At 41.1% G+C, this 15636-nt stretch carries 14 protein-coding genes and 4 tRNA genes; 14 read left to right on the top strand and 4 right to left on the bottom strand.

Annotation, left to right across the window (positions count from 1 at the left end):
* From HMPREF9448_RS00420 to HMPREF9448_RS00410, 3 genes are all read right to left on the bottom strand, one after another.
* Positions 1-1077 (bottom strand): HlyD family secretion protein, encoded by a 1077-nt coding sequence (locus tag HMPREF9448_RS00420; RefSeq protein ID WP_008860716.1) that lies wholly within the window; start codon positions 1075-1077, stop codon positions 1-3.
* 44 nt (positions 1078-1121) lie between these two features.
* Complete coding sequence (locus HMPREF9448_RS00415) at positions 1122-2453, bottom strand: TolC family protein (RefSeq protein ID WP_008860715.1); 1332 nt, start codon at positions 2451-2453, stop codon at positions 1122-1124.
* Between the two features lie 103 nt (positions 2454-2556).
* On the bottom strand, positions 2557-3831 hold the full coding sequence (locus tag HMPREF9448_RS00410; protein ID WP_008860714.1) for an NAD(P)/FAD-dependent oxidoreductase: 1275 nt from the start codon (positions 3829-3831) through the stop codon (positions 2557-2559).
* Between the two features lie 183 nt (positions 3832-4014).
* Here HMPREF9448_RS00410 and HMPREF9448_RS00405 point away from each other — a divergent pair, with 183 nt between their 5' ends.
* The 14 genes from HMPREF9448_RS00405 (at position 4015) to HMPREF9448_RS00340 (ending at position 14450) form a co-directional block, all read left to right on the top strand.
* The gene (locus HMPREF9448_RS00405) at positions 4015-6096 is read left to right on the top strand and encodes a tetratricopeptide repeat protein (protein ID WP_008860713.1); all 2082 of its coding nucleotides are present in this window, start codon (positions 4015-4017) and stop codon (positions 6094-6096) included.
* 150 nt (positions 6097-6246) lie between these two features.
* Positions 6247-8187 carry a threonine--tRNA ligase gene (gene thrS / locus HMPREF9448_RS00400; RefSeq protein ID WP_008860712.1) on the top strand — a complete coding sequence of 647 codons (1941 nt, stop codon included), beginning with the start codon at positions 6247-6249 and terminating at the stop codon, positions 8185-8187.
* Between the two features lie 56 nt (positions 8188-8243).
* Positions 8244-8774: a translation initiation factor IF-3 gene (infC, locus tag HMPREF9448_RS00395; RefSeq protein WP_040295798.1), complete on the top strand. Its 531-nt coding sequence runs from the start codon at positions 8244-8246 to the stop codon at positions 8772-8774.
* A 52-nt stretch (positions 8775-8826) separates the two neighbouring features.
* Positions 8827-9024, top strand: coding sequence for a 50S ribosomal protein L35 (gene rpmI / locus HMPREF9448_RS00390; RefSeq protein WP_008860710.1), 198 nt, complete (start codon positions 8827-8829; stop codon positions 9022-9024).
* Between the two features lie 120 nt (positions 9025-9144).
* Entirely contained in the window at positions 9145-9489 is a 345-nt protein-coding gene (gene rplT / locus HMPREF9448_RS00385) for a 50S ribosomal protein L20 (protein WP_008860709.1), read from the top strand.
* Positions 9490-10060: 571 nt separating this feature from the next.
* The gene (locus HMPREF9448_RS00380) at positions 10061-10612 is read left to right on the top strand and encodes a DUF1599 domain-containing protein (protein ID WP_008860708.1); all 552 of its coding nucleotides are present in this window, start codon (positions 10061-10063) and stop codon (positions 10610-10612) included.
* Positions 10593-11945, top strand: a complete 1353-nt coding sequence (locus tag HMPREF9448_RS00375; protein WP_008860707.1) for a BT_3928 family protein — start codon at positions 10593-10595, stop codon at positions 11943-11945. The genes HMPREF9448_RS00380 and HMPREF9448_RS00375 overlap by 20 nt, the downstream gene beginning before the upstream one ends.
* 26 nt (positions 11946-11971) lie before the next feature.
* On the top strand, positions 11972-12727 hold the full coding sequence (tpiA, locus tag HMPREF9448_RS00370; RefSeq protein WP_008860706.1) for a triose-phosphate isomerase: 756 nt from the start codon (positions 11972-11974) through the stop codon (positions 12725-12727).
* A 68-nt stretch (positions 12728-12795) separates the two neighbouring features.
* Positions 12796-13314 (top strand): SPOR domain-containing protein, encoded by a 519-nt coding sequence (locus HMPREF9448_RS00365; protein ID WP_051008880.1) that lies wholly within the window; start codon positions 12796-12798, stop codon positions 13312-13314.
* A 9-nt stretch (positions 13315-13323) separates the two neighbouring features.
* On the top strand, positions 13324-13932 hold the full coding sequence (folE, locus tag HMPREF9448_RS00360) for a GTP cyclohydrolase I FolE (RefSeq protein ID WP_008860704.1): 609 nt from the start codon (positions 13324-13326) through the stop codon (positions 13930-13932).
* Positions 13933-14043: 111 nt separating this feature from the next.
* Positions 14044-14116 (top strand) — tRNA-Gly (locus HMPREF9448_RS00355).
* A 46-nt stretch (positions 14117-14162) separates the two neighbouring features.
* Positions 14163-14238, top strand: a tRNA-Gly gene (locus HMPREF9448_RS00350).
* 22 nt (positions 14239-14260) lie between these two features.
* Positions 14261-14342: transfer RNA gene (locus HMPREF9448_RS00345), tRNA-Leu, on the top strand.
* A 24-nt stretch (positions 14343-14366) separates the two neighbouring features.
* Positions 14367-14450, top strand: a tRNA-Leu gene (locus HMPREF9448_RS00340).
* A gap of 170 nt (positions 14451-14620) precedes the next feature.
* Here HMPREF9448_RS00340 and HMPREF9448_RS00335 read toward each other — a convergent pair.
* A complete protein-coding gene (locus HMPREF9448_RS00335; protein ID WP_008860703.1) occupies positions 14621-15388 on the bottom strand; it encodes a hypothetical protein in 768 nt (255 codons plus the stop codon).
* Positions 15389-15636: the final 248 nt, after the last annotated feature.

Below are 15636 nucleotides of genomic sequence, written 5' to 3'. Positions count from 1 at the left end.
TTACAATTTAGCTTTTATAATAACCATCATTCCGGCTGCTAAGAGTCGGTTGTCTTCTTCCGATAATTCGTCGAACTCGATTCTTACAGGAATACGTTGTTGTATTTTTACGAAATTCCCGGCTGAATTATCGGTAGGTACTAAGGAGTATTTAGAACCCGTGGCTCCCGATATGGCCGATATGTGTCCCGAAAACTCTTTATCGGGAAAGGCATCGACTTTGATGCTTACTTTTTGGCCTTCGTATAAATTGGCTATTTGGGTTTCTTTATAATTGGCAATCACCCATTTTTGAGTATCGGGTATGATATAAGTGAGACTTTGACCGCCTTGTACAAATTGTCCGTCCTCTAAGGCCCGTCTTCCCAGTGTTCCGTCACAAGGGGCGGTAACTACTGTATAGGACAAATTTAATCGAGCCATTTCCAAAGCTGCTTGGGCTCTTAATATTCCGGCTTCGACCGATGCTTTGCGGTTTGTAACTTCGTTTACTCCCGAAGTGGCTGCGGCTTTCTGTTTTTTCAGAGCTTCTAACTTGGCGAGTGTTGCTGTTAACTCGGTTTCGAGTTGTTCCACTTGTATGGGGGTAGCCGCATTACGTTGTAATAAGTTGCGGTAACGAGTCAAGTCTTTTTGCAATTTGCTTATGCGTGTATTTATTTCCTCGATAGAGGCATCGTAAACCGAAGCAGTTGCCTGTGTCGTCGTCAAACTGGAAGACAAGATTGCAATTCCGTTTTCGGCATCTTTCAAAGCCGCCTCGGCTTCCGATACTCGTATACGGTATTCTCTATCGTCCAGAACAAGTAATGTGTCGCCTTTGTGTACGAATTGGTGTTCGGTGAAGTAAACTTTCTTTACATATCCCGGTACGCGTATGTTGATTGGCGATATATATTGTTCTATTTGGGCATCGTTGCTGGTTTCGCAGCGTTTGTAATTGAGAAAAAGGCAAGCCGCTTCATAAACTCCGTAGCATAGAACGATGATACCGATTGCATTTAATGTATATTGTCCGAAACGCAATGCTTTTAATTTTTTACTCCGTTTATAATGAGAGCTATTTTCTTTTTTCATAATTGTAAAAGTATTTATATATACTGATTATTAATTTTACAGGATTATTGGGTGAGAATATCGAGTTGTTGGGTTAATTTCAGCAAATTTAATTCTGCTATTTTATAATTGTAGTGCGCGCTCAAATAGCCGTTTTGGGCTTCGGTTAATCGGAGCTCATCTTGTAAGAGTTCGGTCATGGAAGCTATTCCTTCTTTGTATTTATCGGTTGTAACCAAGTAAACTTCTTCGGCCAACTTGTAGTTGCTTTGTTGTTTTTCGTAATTGCGTTGATTGTTCATCAAATCCGATACCGAGTTAGTGTACTGTGTTTCTAGTTGTTTGCGGGTATTTTCCTGTTGGAGTACAGCTTTTCGGTATTCGACGTTGGCTTGTTGTTTTTTGGTGTGTTTGCTCAGACCATCGAAGATGGGTATTTTCAAGGACAGGCCGAAGTTGAATGATTCGTACCATTTGTTGGATATATGAGAGTGGAAGAAATGTTTGAATTTATCTGTATAAGCCGAATAAGCCAGTTGGCTGGTGAAATTGAGCGAAGGTATGTAACCTTGATTGATTATTCGTCCTTGTTTCTTTAATAATTGGGTTTGAGTATCCAGTAATTGGAGTTCGTATAGCGAATCTGATAAACCATTGAAACGCACATTCCCGGTTATGTCGGGATTGAGCGGGGTAAGAGTTATCTCGTATTCCGAGGGAAGGTCAAGCGTATATTTCAGAAGGTTGAGTTGCTGGTTAAGCATAGCTTGGGCGTTGTGATATTGAACCCTCATATTTTCGAGATTTATTTCAACACGTTTTACATCTACGTCCATAGCCATTCCATTATCGAAGAATGCTTGTGTGATGTTGCGAAGGGAATCTAGACGGGCGATATTTCCTTCGATAATTTGTAATTGACAGATGGTCGTTTGTCCCAAGAAATAGAGTTTCCCTATTTCGACGATAAGATCCTCTTTGGCTTTTTCGTAAGACAATAGGTCTATCCGATTTACTAATTCCGAGATGGCGATACTTGTATATAGGGTCTGATTATATAATGGTAGTTGCAGTTGTAAACCGCCATTGGCATTGTATCGTAGTGTCTTGGTGACGTTATAGGGAGTTCCATATTTGCTTCCGTCGGTTACCGAAACGGCCGGTTCGGGACTATTGGTAAAATTGGCGAAAGCATTGATGACCGGTAACAGTTTGAACCTGTTTTCAGAGATCCCGTATTTGCTTTTTTGGACATTTAGATTTTTATTTTGCAGGGAGAGATTATTCGCTATGCCCATTTCGATGCATTCTTTCAATGTCATCACTTGTCCAGATTGGGCATAATTGAGTGCAATAAATAAAAAACAGCACAAAAATACGCTAGTGACTTTTTTCATAAATTAATACCTATTTGTTCGGGGGACAAAGGTAGATTGAAAAAAGTCACTTTTTTAGAGGAAAAACAAACCAAAATTGTTCTAAAACACGGATTAAATATGGTTATTCTTCATTCCGTTTCGGATATCGGGTCGGGCGTATCAACAATCGTAAGGTGGCGTTATAGGTAAAATAGTACCAACACCAGTTTAGAAAAGTGATAATTTTATTTTTCATGCCTAATATGGAAACCAAATGAACTCCCATCCATGTGAACCAAGCCGGCCGCCCGTATAATTTTAGATAGGGCAAGTCGGCTACGGCACGATTACGGCCAATGGTTGCCATGTTTCCTTTATCTTTATAACGAAAAGGCGTTTCGAAACTGTTCCGGTTCAAATTTTTTGCTAACAATTTGCTTTGTTGTATGGCTACCTGAGCTACTTGCGGGTGACCTTTGGGATAGTTTTTTTCGGTAAGCAGGGCTATATCGCCGATTGCGAAAAGGTTTTCACACCCGACGACCCGGTTGTATTCGTCTGTGACGATTCGTCTTCCTTTCCCTATGGACGTTTCTGGAATTCCTTTCAAAGGTTCGCCGGTGATACCTGCTGTCCAGATGAGGGTATGGCATTTTATTTTATCGCCGTTGTCAAAACTCACGTAAGTCCCGTCGAACGATTTCATGGTATGTCCGGTAATGACTTCGACTTCGAGTTGTTCGAGGTATTGTCGAGATTTGGTAGAGGCTTCTGTACTCATATTCTGTAATAGGCGGTCTGAACCTTCGACGATAACGACGCGCATATCGCAAGGACTGATCTCGGGATATTCTCGAGACAGAATGTACTTTTTCATTTCACCCAAAGCACCCGCTATTTCGACTCCGGTCGGGCCTCCGCCGACAACCGTGAAGCAGAGAAGCGTGCGGCGCGATTCGGGATCGGCGCAGGTACAGGCCCGCTCTAAACAGAATAGTATTTCATTTCTTAGTCGGATAGCCTCGGCAGTAGATTTCAGAGTATATACTCGTTCCCTTAATTCGGGCATATTGAAAAAATTATTGGTTGTGCCTGTGGCGAGTACCAAATAATCATAATTTATATTTCCTGTATTGGTCGTTAAAATTTGCTTTTGAGTATCTACTGCAAGAGCTTCTCCCATATGGAAACGGACGTGACGTAATTTACGTAGCTCTTTCCTGAAAGGAAAACAAATGGCGGCCGGTTCAAGTCCCGACGAGGCTATTTGATAAAACAGAGGAGGAAAGGCATGAAAATTTTTTCTATCGACTAAGGTCACTCTGAACTTTTCAGGATTAATTCGTTTGGCCAGTAAAAATCCGGCAAATCCGCCTCCGACGATAACGATGTGTTGTAGTTTTTTTTCTGTGCTCATGTCTGTGCAATTTTGAGGTATAAAGATACGAAAAAAGTTTCTTCTTTTTTATATAAGACATTTTGGCGTAAAAAATGTTCATTCGATGCGTTGGGAAAGAAAAATCTTATAAAATGCTCTCAGGGTTGTGTTGTTTTGTCATTATTTACGTACATTTGTCTGATAATCATGTTAAGGCATTTAATGAAACTTATATTCAAGTCAAATATCATATTTCTATTGCTGTCGTTTTCCTCTTTTTTATCTGTGGCGCAGATTAATACCGATAGAGTGATGAATATCGGACGTAATGCACTTTATTTTGAGGACTATATTCTGTCGATGCAATATTTCAATCAAGTAATAAAGGTAAAGCCGTATATGGCCGAGCCTTATTTTTATAGAGGAGTTGCGAAGTTGAGCCTCGATGATTTTAAAGGGGCAGAAGAAGATTGTACCCTTTGTATCGAACGTAATCCTTTTATTGTCAATGCCTATCAAGTTCGGGGGATTGCCCGACAGAATCTTGGGGATTATCAAGGCGCTATCGACGACTATACCGAGGGTTTGCGTTATGCCCCCGAAGATAGGTCTTTTTTGAATAATAAGGCTATTGCCGAGGTGCAGTTGAAAAAATATGACGAAGCCGAAAAAAGTTTCGATAAACTCATAGCTTTGCATCCGAACTATTACAACGGTTATATGAGTAGGGCCCAGTTTTATTTGGAGAAGGGCGATACGATAAAAGCGATTGATGATATAGATAAAGCTATTTCGATAGATAAATACATATCGGGAGCATATGCTCAACGGGCTATTATTAAAGTGTTGCACGATGCCGATTATGATTCGGCTTTGGCCGATATGAACGAGGCTTTAAGGCTCGATCCCAAAGAAGTGTCTTACTATTTCAATAGGGCTCGTATAAAATATCATCAAGATGATTTGCAGGGAGCTATGGCCGATTATGATTATATATTGAAACTAGATCCCGATAATACAATGACCTACTACAATCGGGGATTATTGCGTATGCAAGTAGGTGAACGGAATAAGGCTATATCCGACTTTACAAAAGTAATAAAGGCTGAACCGAACAATTATTTCGCAATTTATAATCGAGCTTTGTTATATGATATGATCGGGAATTATGGGAAGGCTATTTCTGATTTTAACGTAGTTTTGGAACAGTACCCCGATTTTGCCGCGGGTTTTTATGCTCGCTCTGATGCGAAACGGAAAATGGGCGATATGAAAGGCGGTGAAAAGGATTTCATGCTAGCTATGGATTTACAAAAGAAGACCCAGTATGAACCGATCGATGAAAATACAGTAGCTTCGAATAATAGTAAAAAATCGGGACAAGCAGCCGATGAGCGGTCTGAGTCTGATAAAAATATTAATAAGTTCAATCAAATATTGGTAGCCGATGCCCATACCGAATATAAGCCGGAATATGAGAATAAAATTCGGGGACGGGTACAAGATCAGAATGTGCAAGTATCCGTACAGCCAATGTATGTGCTTACTTATTATGAAAGACCCGATGCCGTTCGTCAGAATATTTATTATGTAAGGGAACTCGAAGAGTTGAACGATACCCATGTGTTTAGCAAGAAATTATTGCTTACGAATGCCGAGGCGGCACTGCTATCCGATCAGGTAAACTATCATTTCTCTTCCATAAATGATTATTCCCGTCTTATAGAGATAAATCCTTCTAATCCATTGGCCTATTTCGGTCGAGCTGTCGATTTTATGCTTGTTCAGGATTTTTCTAGTGCTCTTGACGATTTGAATAGAGCTATTATGACGAGTCAAAATTTTACGTTAGCCTATTTCCTTCGGGCTGTTGTAAGAGCGAAACAAATAGAATATCAACTTTCGGCGGAGTCTGTACAGAGTATAGATTTTCAACAGGTGCGCTCGAAAAACTCCAAAGATTTCTCTTTGTCTGGATTACCGGCAGTGGGAAATGAGAGTTTGAAAATGGAATATGAGATGGTGCTGCGTGATTATGAGAAGGTGATAGAGTCTGCACCGCGGTTTATATATGTATATTACAATCGTGGAAATCTGCGTTGTTCCCAGCAAGATTATAGGGGTGCTATTGCCGATTATACCGAGGCGATACGGTTACGTCCCGATTTTGGAGACGCTTATTATAACCGAGGGTTAGTCTATTTAAAACAAGGCGATACGGTTAAAGGTACGGCAGATTTGAGTAAAGCGGGTGAGTTGGGAGTTGTGGCTGCGTATAACTTGTTGAAACGAATGAGTGATTAAAAGATTTTTATAAATATCCGTTTGGGTAATGAAATAATTATTATTTTTGTGCCTTGGAAAAAGAGGCACAGTCATGTGTCTCTATTATTAAATGTATAAAATAGAAGCGTTTTTTGAAAAACGTTGAAAATAGATAAGGACAGAAAAATGATGATTAAGATTACGTTTCCCGATAATTCGGTAAAGGAATTTGAATCTGGTATTACACCTTTACAAATAGCCGAGAGTATAAGTCCAAGATTGGCTCAGGAAGTTCTTGCGGCGACAGTCGATGGACAGGAGTGGGATCTTTCTCGTTCCATAAACGCAGATGCTGCTATTAAACTTTTCAAGTGGGACGATCCAGAGGGAAAGCATGCATTTTGGCATTCTTCGGCACACTTGTTGGCCGAGGCATTACAAGAACTGTATCCCGGTATTAAATTCGGTATAGGCCCGGCTATCGAAAATGGATTTTATTATGACGTGGACCCGGGGGAGGCTACTATTACGGCGGCCGATTTTCCTACGATAGAGGCTAAGATGCTCGAATTGGCGAGCCGTAAAGAACCGATTGTTCGGAAAGAAATATCGAAGGTCGATGCTCTCGACCGATTCGGTAAACGTGGAGAAGAATATAAAGTTGAACTTATCAACGAACTCGAAGACGGTACGATAACTACTTATACGCAAGGTGCGTTTACCGATTTGTGCCGGGGACCGCATTTGCCCAATACGGGGCTTATCAAGGCCGTGAAGATAACTTCTTTGGCCGGGGCATATTGGAGAGGTGATGAGAAGCGCAAACAATTGGTTCGTGTATATGGCATTACGTTCCCTAAGAAGAAGTTACTCGATGAGTATCTTGTTTTGATGGAAGAGGCGAAAAAACGAGACCATCGTAAAATTGGCAAGGAAATGGAGCTCTTTGCTTTTTCTTCCAATGTGGGGCCGGGATTACCTCTTTGGTTGCCGAAAGGGACACAACTGCGGGATCGTCTTGAAGCTATGTTGCGTAAAGTTCAAAAACGTTTTGGGTATTTGCAGGTGATTACTCCTCATATAGGAAATAAGATGTTGTATGTGACATCGGGGCATTATGCCAAATATGGGAAAGATTCTTTCCAGCCCATTCATACGCCGGAAGAAGGAGAAGAATATTTGTTGAAGCCTATGAACTGTCCGCATCACTGTGAGATTTACAAGGTGACACCGCGGTCTTATAAAGATCTTCCTCTTCGTTTTGCAGAGTTTGGTACAGTTTATCGATATGAACAAAGTGGTGAGTTGCATGGTTTAACTCGTGTACGTAGTTTCACCCAAGACGATGCGCATATATTCTGTCGTCCGGATCAGTTGAAAGACGAGTTTTTGAAAGTAATGGATATCATATTCATTATCTTCAAAGCTTTGAAGTTCGATAATTTCGAAGCCCAAATCTCTTTGCGCGACCCTAACAATCGCGAGAAGTACATCGGTAGCGATGAAAATTGGGAAAAAGCGGAGCGGGCCATTGTCGAGGCTTGTGAAGAGAAGGGGTTAAAAGCCAGAGTCGAATATGGTGAAGCTGCATTCTATGGTCCTAAGCTCGATTTCATGGTTAAAGATGCCATTGGCCGGCGTTGGCAATTGGGAACCATACAAGTGGATTACAACTTGCCGGAACGTTTCGAGCTCGAATACACCGGTAGCGATAACCAGAAACATCGTCCGGTAATGATTCACCGGGCTCCTTTCGGTTCTATGGAAAGGTTTGTTGCAGTTCTCATCGAGCATACGGGCGGAAAATTCCCGTTGTGGCTTACTCCCGATCAAGTGGCTGTTCTGCCTATAAGCGCTAAATTTAACGACTATGCGCAACAGGTTGTTAGAGAATTGGCCGAGAAGGATATTCGGGCATTTGTCGATGACAGGAATGAAAAGATAGGGCGGAAGATTCGCGATAACGAGTTGAAAAGAATCCCTTATTTGCTCGTTGTTGGTGAAAAAGAGGCTGAAAATGGTGAAGTTTCTGTAAGAAAACAGGGTGAAGGTGATAAAGGTTCGATGAAAATTGCTACCTTTGCCGAAAATTTAAATGCAGAAGTAGAAGAATTACTCAAAGAATGGTAGTCTGAATGGATAAAAAACCGCAACCGCAACCGCAGTCTAATAGGCCAAACAAGCCTATGCCTGCAAAAAAGAATGATATAAAAGACCAATATCGTGTCAATGAACGTATTCGGGCGAAAGAAGTTCGTTTGGTCGGTGACAATGTAGAGCAAGGGGTATATACCATACAAGAAGCTATACATATGGCTGATGAACAAGGTCTTGACTTGATAGAAATTTCGCCTAATGCAGTGCCGCCGGTATGTAAGATTTTAGATTATCAAAAGTTTCTCTATCAGCAGAAAAAACGTCAGAAAGAGCAGAAAGCTAAGTCGACGAAGATTGTTGTTAAGGAGATTCGTTTCGGACCTCAAACCGATGATCACGATTATAATTTCAAATTGAAACATGCCATCGGTTTTCTGAACGAAGGAGCAAAAGTGAAGGCTTATGTCTTTTTTAAGGGTCGTTCTATTCTGTTCAAGGAACAGGGTGAAGTGCTCTTGTTGCGTTTCGCGAACGATTTGGAAGACTATGGAAAAGTGGAGATGATGCCGGTTCTGGAAGGTAAGCGTATGATCATCATGATAAGCCCGAAGAAAAAATAAATAGGATATTTGACAAACTATTCATTCAATTATAAAATTAAAATTTAGTAAAATGCCAAAGATTAAAACTAATTCCGGTGCCAAAAAGAGGTTCGCCCTTACCGGAACAGGAAAAATCAAGAGAAAACATGCTTTCAAAAGTCACATTTTGACTAAGAAAACGAAGAAGCAAAAAAGAAATCTTACTCACATGGGAACGGTAAATACCGTTGATGTAAACAATGTAAAAGCATTGTTGGGTATGAAATAAGCTTCGGCGATTTCTAAAATTTTTCTCAAAAAAAGAGTAGTTTCAAATTTTATTAACCGAATGTTTTTAGCTTGAAGTTTACCTTGAACGGTAGCGCTAACATTCAAAACAGAAAAAACTATGCCAAGATCAGTAAATCACGTTGCTTCAAGAGCAAAAAGAAAAAAGATTCTTAAACTTACCCGCGGTTATTATGGTTCTCGTAAAAACGTTTGGACCGTTGCCAAAAATACTTGGGAAAAAGGTTTGACGTATGCTTATCGTGACCGTAAAAATAATAAACGTAATTTCCGTGCGTTGTGGATTCAACGTATCAATGCGGCTGCACGTCTCGAAGGTATGTCTTATTCTAAGTTAATGGGTGCACTGCATAAAGCAGGAATCGAAATAAATCGTAAAGTCCTTGCCGATTTGGCAATGAACAATCCCGAAGCATTCAAAGCTATCGTTGAGAAAGTAAAATAAGACAAAGGGATTTGTGGTTTTATATAAAAAATTAGGGGTTGCCGAAATCGGTAAACCCCTAATTTTTTTATTGAAAATATTTTGTTTATTCAAAGTATTTGGTTAGCTTTGTATCAAAGACAAGAGAAAGCCCGGTCGTATCAAAGTAGATTGGGAAACTCATCAAAAATTATGAAATGCCGAGACAAGCTTTTCGTTCCAATGGCGGGCCACGCCTTTCGAGGTATGCTTAGCACGGTGGATTACAAAGGGGCGAAGGCTCTCAAATCCTGTCTTTCGGAGTTTCATCGCATCCTTTGATACGACCCCTTATATAGCCCGACTTTTATAGAGTCGGGCTTTTTTAGTGTAAAATTTGATGTTGCGGATAAAAATTCATCGCTAATCCCACGGATTTTTTTACTGAACTATAAAAATGCTGGAATAAATATCGATCGTTATTTGAATACAAGTATTTAGAATAAAATTGTATCTTTGTATGCGAAAGTCGGAAGTAGTTGGGCTTTGTGTAAAGCGGGTATATTTTCACCTTTGCATGTAGTCGGTTGCTATCTTTGAAAATACATTTATCATGGCAGATACTATTGCACAGTTCGAACACGTTATCTCTATTTGCAGGGATTTATTCGTCAAGAAGCTGAAAGATTATGGCGCTTCATGGCGGATTATGCGTCCGCAGTCGGTCACCGACCAAATCTTTATTAAGGCAAAACGTATAAGAAGTATAGAGACGAAAGGCGAAAGCAAAATAGATGAGGGTGTCCGTTCGGAACTAATCGGAATTGTTAACTATGGTATTATAGGATTAATTCAATTGCATCTCGGATATTCCGATTCGGAGGATATAACTGTCGAGAGGGCTTTGGATCTGTATGACAAATACATGACGGAAACAAAGGAGTTGATGTATGCCAAAAATCATGATTACGACGAGGCTTGGAGAAGTATGCGCATCAGTTCATACACCGATTTGATATTGACAAAGATTTGTCGGACTAAGCAAATAGAGAATAACAACGGTAAAACTCTTGTCTCGGAAGGAGTCGATGCCAACTATATGGATATGATTAACTATTCATTGTTTGGTCTTATAAAAATAGAATATGGCGAACAAGACGATTAAAGATAATAGGAAATCTTCTTTGATTCAATGGCTTGTTTTTCTATCTCGCTTGATCGTAGGCGGAACGTTTGTGTTTTCGGGGTTTGTGAAGGTTATCGATCCCTATGGCACGGTTTATAAGTTTCAGGATTATTTTTCGGCGTTTCATCTCGATTTCCTTTCTTCTTTTGCCATGCTTTTTTCGGTGGCTCTTTCTGTCATCGAGTTTGTGTTAGGAGTACATCTGCTGTTTGGATCTTATCGTAAGTCTACCCCTCGGCTGATCTTTATTTTTCTTTGTGTGATGACTCCTGTCACTCTTTATTTGGCAATAGCCAATCCTATATCCGATTGTGGTTGTTTCGGGGATGCGGTTCATCTAAGTAACTGGGCTACATTTTTCAAAAATGTATTGCTATTGATTATCGTATTGTTTTTAGTTTACCGGAATACCTCTTTGAGAGCTTTGTATAATCAGCAGGTGCAATGGCTCACCGGATTGTATTCGCTGTTGTTTGTCTTCTTTTTTGTTTATATTGGTACGTATTATCAGCCCTATCTCGATTTTCGGCCTTATAAAATAGGCGTAAATATACCGGAAGCATTGGCTGTCGAAGAGCCGGAGCGTGAATTTGTGTTCATTTATGAAAAGAACGGCGAGAGGAAGGAGTTTTTACTCGATAATCTGCCTTCGGAAGAAGAGGGGTGGGTATTTGTAGATAGGTATGAAAAGACAGTTTCGGGACAGGAATCCGTAACACCGATAATCGAGGATTTTACTATCTATCGTGGAGCGACCGATATAACCGAGGATATTATTTATGACGAGAACTATCGTATTCTATTGCTTTCGCCAGATCTTGAAACTGCCGATGATAGTGAGGTCGACCGAATTAACGAGCTTTATGATTATTGTGTCGAGCATGGATATGAGTTTGCTTGCGTTACGGCTTCTACCCCGCAGGGTGTAGAGGCTTGGCAAGAAAATACAGGGGCGGAATATCCGTTCTATTTTATGGATAAAACGGTTATCCGCACTATTGCGAGAGGAAATCCGTGTGTGCTGTTATTGAAGGGGGGGACGATATTACGAAAAACTTCTCCTTCACAATTGCCCGATGAGACATTGTTGGTTCAGCCGCTGGATAAGCTTACATACGGTCAGCCGGAAATTTATCGACCGGAAAGACGGATATGGTTTATCGTTTTGTTATATGCCATGCCGATGCTCTTTTTGTTGTTGACCGAGAAAACCGTGGCGATGATAATCGGACGCGTACGGCAGTGGCGGGATGCCCATCGTCGAAAGAAAAAAGAGAATGAAAATGATATGATAGAAAAAAATAATGTATAGTTTTAACCAATAAAAATTTATTTGTTATGAGAAAAAACATTGTTGCAGGAAACTGGAAAATGAATACTACTCTTCAAGAAGGAGTAGCATTGGCTAAGGAAATAGATGCCGCTTTGGCAGGGGTATCTACTAAGTGCGATGTTATCATCGCTACTCCGTTTACTCATTTAGTGTCGGTGGTCAATGCCGTAGATACCAAACGTATCGGGGTAGGTGCTGAAAATTGTGCCGATAAAACGGAAGGCGCTTATACAGGAGAGGTTTCTGCCAAGATGGTGGCATCGACGGGTGCTCAATATGTTATTCTCGGTCACTCCGAACGTCGTGCATATTATCACGAAACTCCCGAAATCTTAAAAGAAAAAGTTCTTTTGGCTTTGGCTAATGGACTGACTCCTATTTTTTGTATCGGGGAAGTTTTGGAAGAACGTGAAGCCGGAAAACATTTCGATGTCGTGAAAGCTCAGGTGGAAGAATCTTTATTCAACCTTTCTGCTGAGGATTTCGGAAAAATCATTTTGGCTTATGAGCCGGTTTGGGCGATCGGTACAGGAAAGACTGCAACTGCCGACCAAGCTCAAGAAATACATGCTTTTATCCGTAAGACCATTGCCGACAAGTATGGAAAAGAAGTGGCAGAGAATACTTCGATCCTTTATGGTGGAAGCTGTAAGCCGAGCAATGCAGCCGAGTTGTTCGCTAAACCCGATGTAGATGGTGGTCTTATCGGTGGTGCTGCTTTGAAAGCCGATTCATTTATGGGCATTATTACTGCATTCTGATAAAATAGACTTTATAAAGGCTGCAAAAGTAAGAATAAATACTTATTTTTGCAGCCTTACTATTTTGAATGAAAACGTTGGTTATGCGCAAGTCTCTTTTTTTTATTTTGCTGTTGTCCATGATTGGTTTAACGAATGGGGCGCAAGCTCAAATTGCCGTTATGGATACCTCGATCGTTCAATATCTCGAACGACCCGAGACGGGTGGTAAAGTCAAGGTCGTACAACCGGCTCAGTTGGCTAAGCGGGTAAGTCGGGCAGAAGGGGTGATAAAGTACGACGGAAATAAAGGTTATGCCCAGTCCTCGGGATTTCGTATACAAGTATTTTCCGATAATGACTATCGTACGGCTAAAAATAATGCCTTATATAAAGAGGGACTTATTCAACAGGCCTTTCCCGAATTGGAAACATACGTGACTTTTACGTCTCCGTTTTGGCGATTGAGAGTGGGCGATTTTCGTTCTTATGAGGAAGCCGGAAATGCGTTGATACAATTAAAGAAAGAGTTTCCCCAAATGGCACGGGAGATGCGTGTCGTTCGGGACAAAATACATATACAGATACATCAGGGATTTACAGAATAACTTTGAGCGATGGAGGAAGAACAGTCTGTTTGGGCCTCGGAGGAGCAACGCCGCATTTGTAAAGAATTGGCCGAGCACTATCGAGCTATTATTTCTTTGTTGGGCGATGATCCTGACCGTGAGGGATTACGCAAGACTCCCGAACGTACGGCGAAAGCGATGATGCAATTAACGAGAGGATACCGTCAATCGGCGCAGGAAATTATATCATCGGCAGTATTTGAGCATACGGGATCTCGCATTGTAGTAGTACGCGACATTGAGTTTTATTCTTTTTGTGAACATCATTTACTTCCCTTTTTCGGGAAAGTCCATGTCGGGTATATCCCGTCTGGCGGTATTGTCGGTTTGAGTAAAGTGGCTCGTTTGGTCGAAGTGTTTGCCCGGCGTTTTCAGGTGCAGGAGCGTCTTACGGCACAGATTTGTCAAAGCCTTACCGATACGCTTTCTACCGAGGGTGTGATGGTCGTCGTAGAAGCTCGCCACCTTTGTATGCAAATGCGAGGAGTCGAGAAGCAAGGAGCCGTTACGGTTACATACGATAGTAGTGGTAAGTTCGAGCAAGAAGAGTGGAGACGAGAATTTTATTCGCTTATCGGGAAAAATTCTATCGGATAATAACTTTCTATGATTCAAAAGCTAATTGTTTTGTAGGAGCTTGTCCGATGAAAAAAAATAGTAAACCATTTGCATAAACCGAAAAGTAAAACTATCTTTGCACTCGCAATTGCGAAAATAGCTCAGTTGGTAGAGCACAACCTTGCCAAGGTTGGGGTCGCGGGTTCGAGTCCCGTTTTTCGCTCTCGATTTGGATAGCGTTCCAGAAGAATAAATTGAAATTTTGAAAGGCGAAAATAGCTCAGTTGGTAGAGCACAACCTTGCCAAGGTTGGGGTCGCGGGTTCGAGTCCCGTTTTTCGCTCCATCGGTATCTTTCGGTGGTATATGCCCAGGTGGCGGAATTGGTAGACGCGCACGTTTCAGGTGCGTGTGTCGAGAGGCATGCAGGTTCGAGTCCTGTTCTGGGCACCTTCTAATAGATACTGTAATACTGTCCGGGTGGTGGAATTGGTAGACACGCTACTTTGAGGGGGTAGTGGGCGTTGGCTCGTGTGAGTTCGAATCTCATCTCGGACACTATAAGAGGTCGGTTATCTCGTAGGTTGCCGGCCTCTTTTGTTTTTTTATCCGGACCCCGTTGAAATTAGTGAGGGTACTGTTCATAAAATAAAGATAAAATCAATATCTTGGTACAGACAAGAGTTGTGAGGGGGATAAGAAAAATTCGGCTCGGTCGATTCATTCCGTTATTTTGTAGTTTCAGAGAGTGATGTGGTTGTAGCTGCTGTTGCGGTTGAGTCATTGGAGAAGGTTGCTACTTTCTCGTCGGCTTTCTTTTCGAACAAATAGATATTTTCCCCTTGCCATCTACCTGAGTTGCGGTGCGAATTTTCTGGTATTTGCCGCAAAAGTCTTGCTGTAGCTTGGGAATCGAGAGTTTGGCGTGTGCGTGTGAATTGTTCTCGTCGGCTTAATTTGTCTACGGTTCGTTGGGCTTCCCGGAATAAAGAAGATTCGAAAGAGATAGCAGTGACGCCCGGAGCAAAAAGCGCATGCAGAAAAGAACCGTTGTGCAGAGCGTAGTGGTTGACAGTAATCGAACCTTTGGTTTCGCAAACGGGGCGGTAATTATTCGATATTAGCCGGGGTAGTATCTTTTTTAGATTTTTTTGTTTCTGTCGGGGCATGCAGTACCAGATCGCAGCCTCCCCTGTTTCCGAAAAAGAGATGGTTATAGTGCTGGTTTCGGGTAATCGGGCCGAAGAAAGTATTTCCTGCCATAACGATAGGATAGGGGATACTCGTCGTAAAATGGGTAAACGAGATGTAATGGAGTCGATTTGCGATACTTGCTCTATTTCAAGAATTATTTTACTTTTTTCTGCGGGAATATAATCATATATACCGGCCGTTTTATATGCTTTTTCGAGCAGGTAATTTTGCCGGAGGATATAGCCTCCTATCAGAATTAGGCATAAGGCTATACAAATAATACTTATATTCTTTTGATTCATCTTATATTCTACAAATATAACGAATAAGTGAGCGTAAAGCCAAATATAAAAATAATATTCGAGAAATGAATAAGTTTCGAGGAAAAACCGGGAGGGGGCAATCTCGTCGTTATTGTCTGTTGATAACTTCTTTATTTATTCTGTCGAATTAGTCGGTAGAGAAAAAAATTTTCATTACATTTGTTCGTTAAAGATATAAGAACAAAGTACCGAGTAGGTTGCTTTGTTCGGGCTTGATAGTCAGTGAA

Source organism: Barnesiella intestinihominis YIT 11860 (genome assembly GCF_000296465.1).
In the GTDB taxonomy this organism is placed as follows: Bacteria; Bacteroidota; Bacteroidia; order Bacteroidales; family Barnesiellaceae; genus Barnesiella; species Barnesiella intestinihominis.
This window is presented reverse-complemented; position numbering and strand designations above follow the sequence as displayed.

Excerpts from the sequence above, each read along its gene's own strand:
- HMPREF9448_RS00420 (WP_008860716.1), bottom strand. The coding sequence starts at position 1,077 with ATGAAAAAAGAAAATAGCTCTCATTATAAACGGAGTAAAAAATTAAAA.
- HMPREF9448_RS00380 (WP_008860708.1), top strand. The coding sequence starts at position 10,061 with ATGGCAGATACTATTGCACAGTTCGAACACGTTATCTCTATTTGCAGG.
- folE (WP_008860704.1), top strand. The coding sequence starts at position 13,324 with ATGGAGGAAGAACAGTCTGTTTGGGCCTCGGAGGAGCAACGCCGCATT.
- HMPREF9448_RS00415 (WP_008860715.1), bottom strand. The coding sequence starts at position 2,453 with ATGAAAAAAGTCACTAGCGTATTTTTGTGCTGTTTTTTATTTATTGCA.
- infC (WP_040295798.1), top strand. The coding sequence starts at position 8,244 with ATGCCTGCAAAAAAGAATGATATAAAAGACCAATATCGTGTCAATGAA.
- HMPREF9448_RS00365 (WP_051008880.1), top strand. The coding sequence starts at position 12,796 with ATGAAAACGTTGGTTATGCGCAAGTCTCTTTTTTTTATTTTGCTGTTG.
- rpmI (WP_008860710.1), top strand. The coding sequence starts at position 8,827 with ATGCCAAAGATTAAAACTAATTCCGGTGCCAAAAAGAGGTTCGCCCTT.
- tpiA (WP_008860706.1), top strand. The coding sequence starts at position 11,972 with ATGAGAAAAAACATTGTTGCAGGAAACTGGAAAATGAATACTACTCTT.
- HMPREF9448_RS00375 (WP_008860707.1), top strand. The coding sequence starts at position 10,593 with ATGGCGAACAAGACGATTAAAGATAATAGGAAATCTTCTTTGATTCAA.
- HMPREF9448_RS00335 (WP_008860703.1), bottom strand. The coding sequence starts at position 15,388 with ATGAATCAAAAGAATATAAGTATTATTTGTATAGCCTTATGCCTAATT.
- thrS (WP_008860712.1), top strand. The coding sequence starts at position 6,247 with ATGATTAAGATTACGTTTCCCGATAATTCGGTAAAGGAATTTGAATCT.
- HMPREF9448_RS00405 (WP_008860713.1), top strand. The coding sequence starts at position 4,015 with ATGAAACTTATATTCAAGTCAAATATCATATTTCTATTGCTGTCGTTT.
- HMPREF9448_RS00410 (WP_008860714.1), bottom strand. The coding sequence starts at position 3,831 with ATGAGCACAGAAAAAAAACTACAACACATCGTTATCGTCGGAGGCGGA.
- rplT (WP_008860709.1), top strand. The coding sequence starts at position 9,145 with ATGCCAAGATCAGTAAATCACGTTGCTTCAAGAGCAAAAAGAAAAAAG.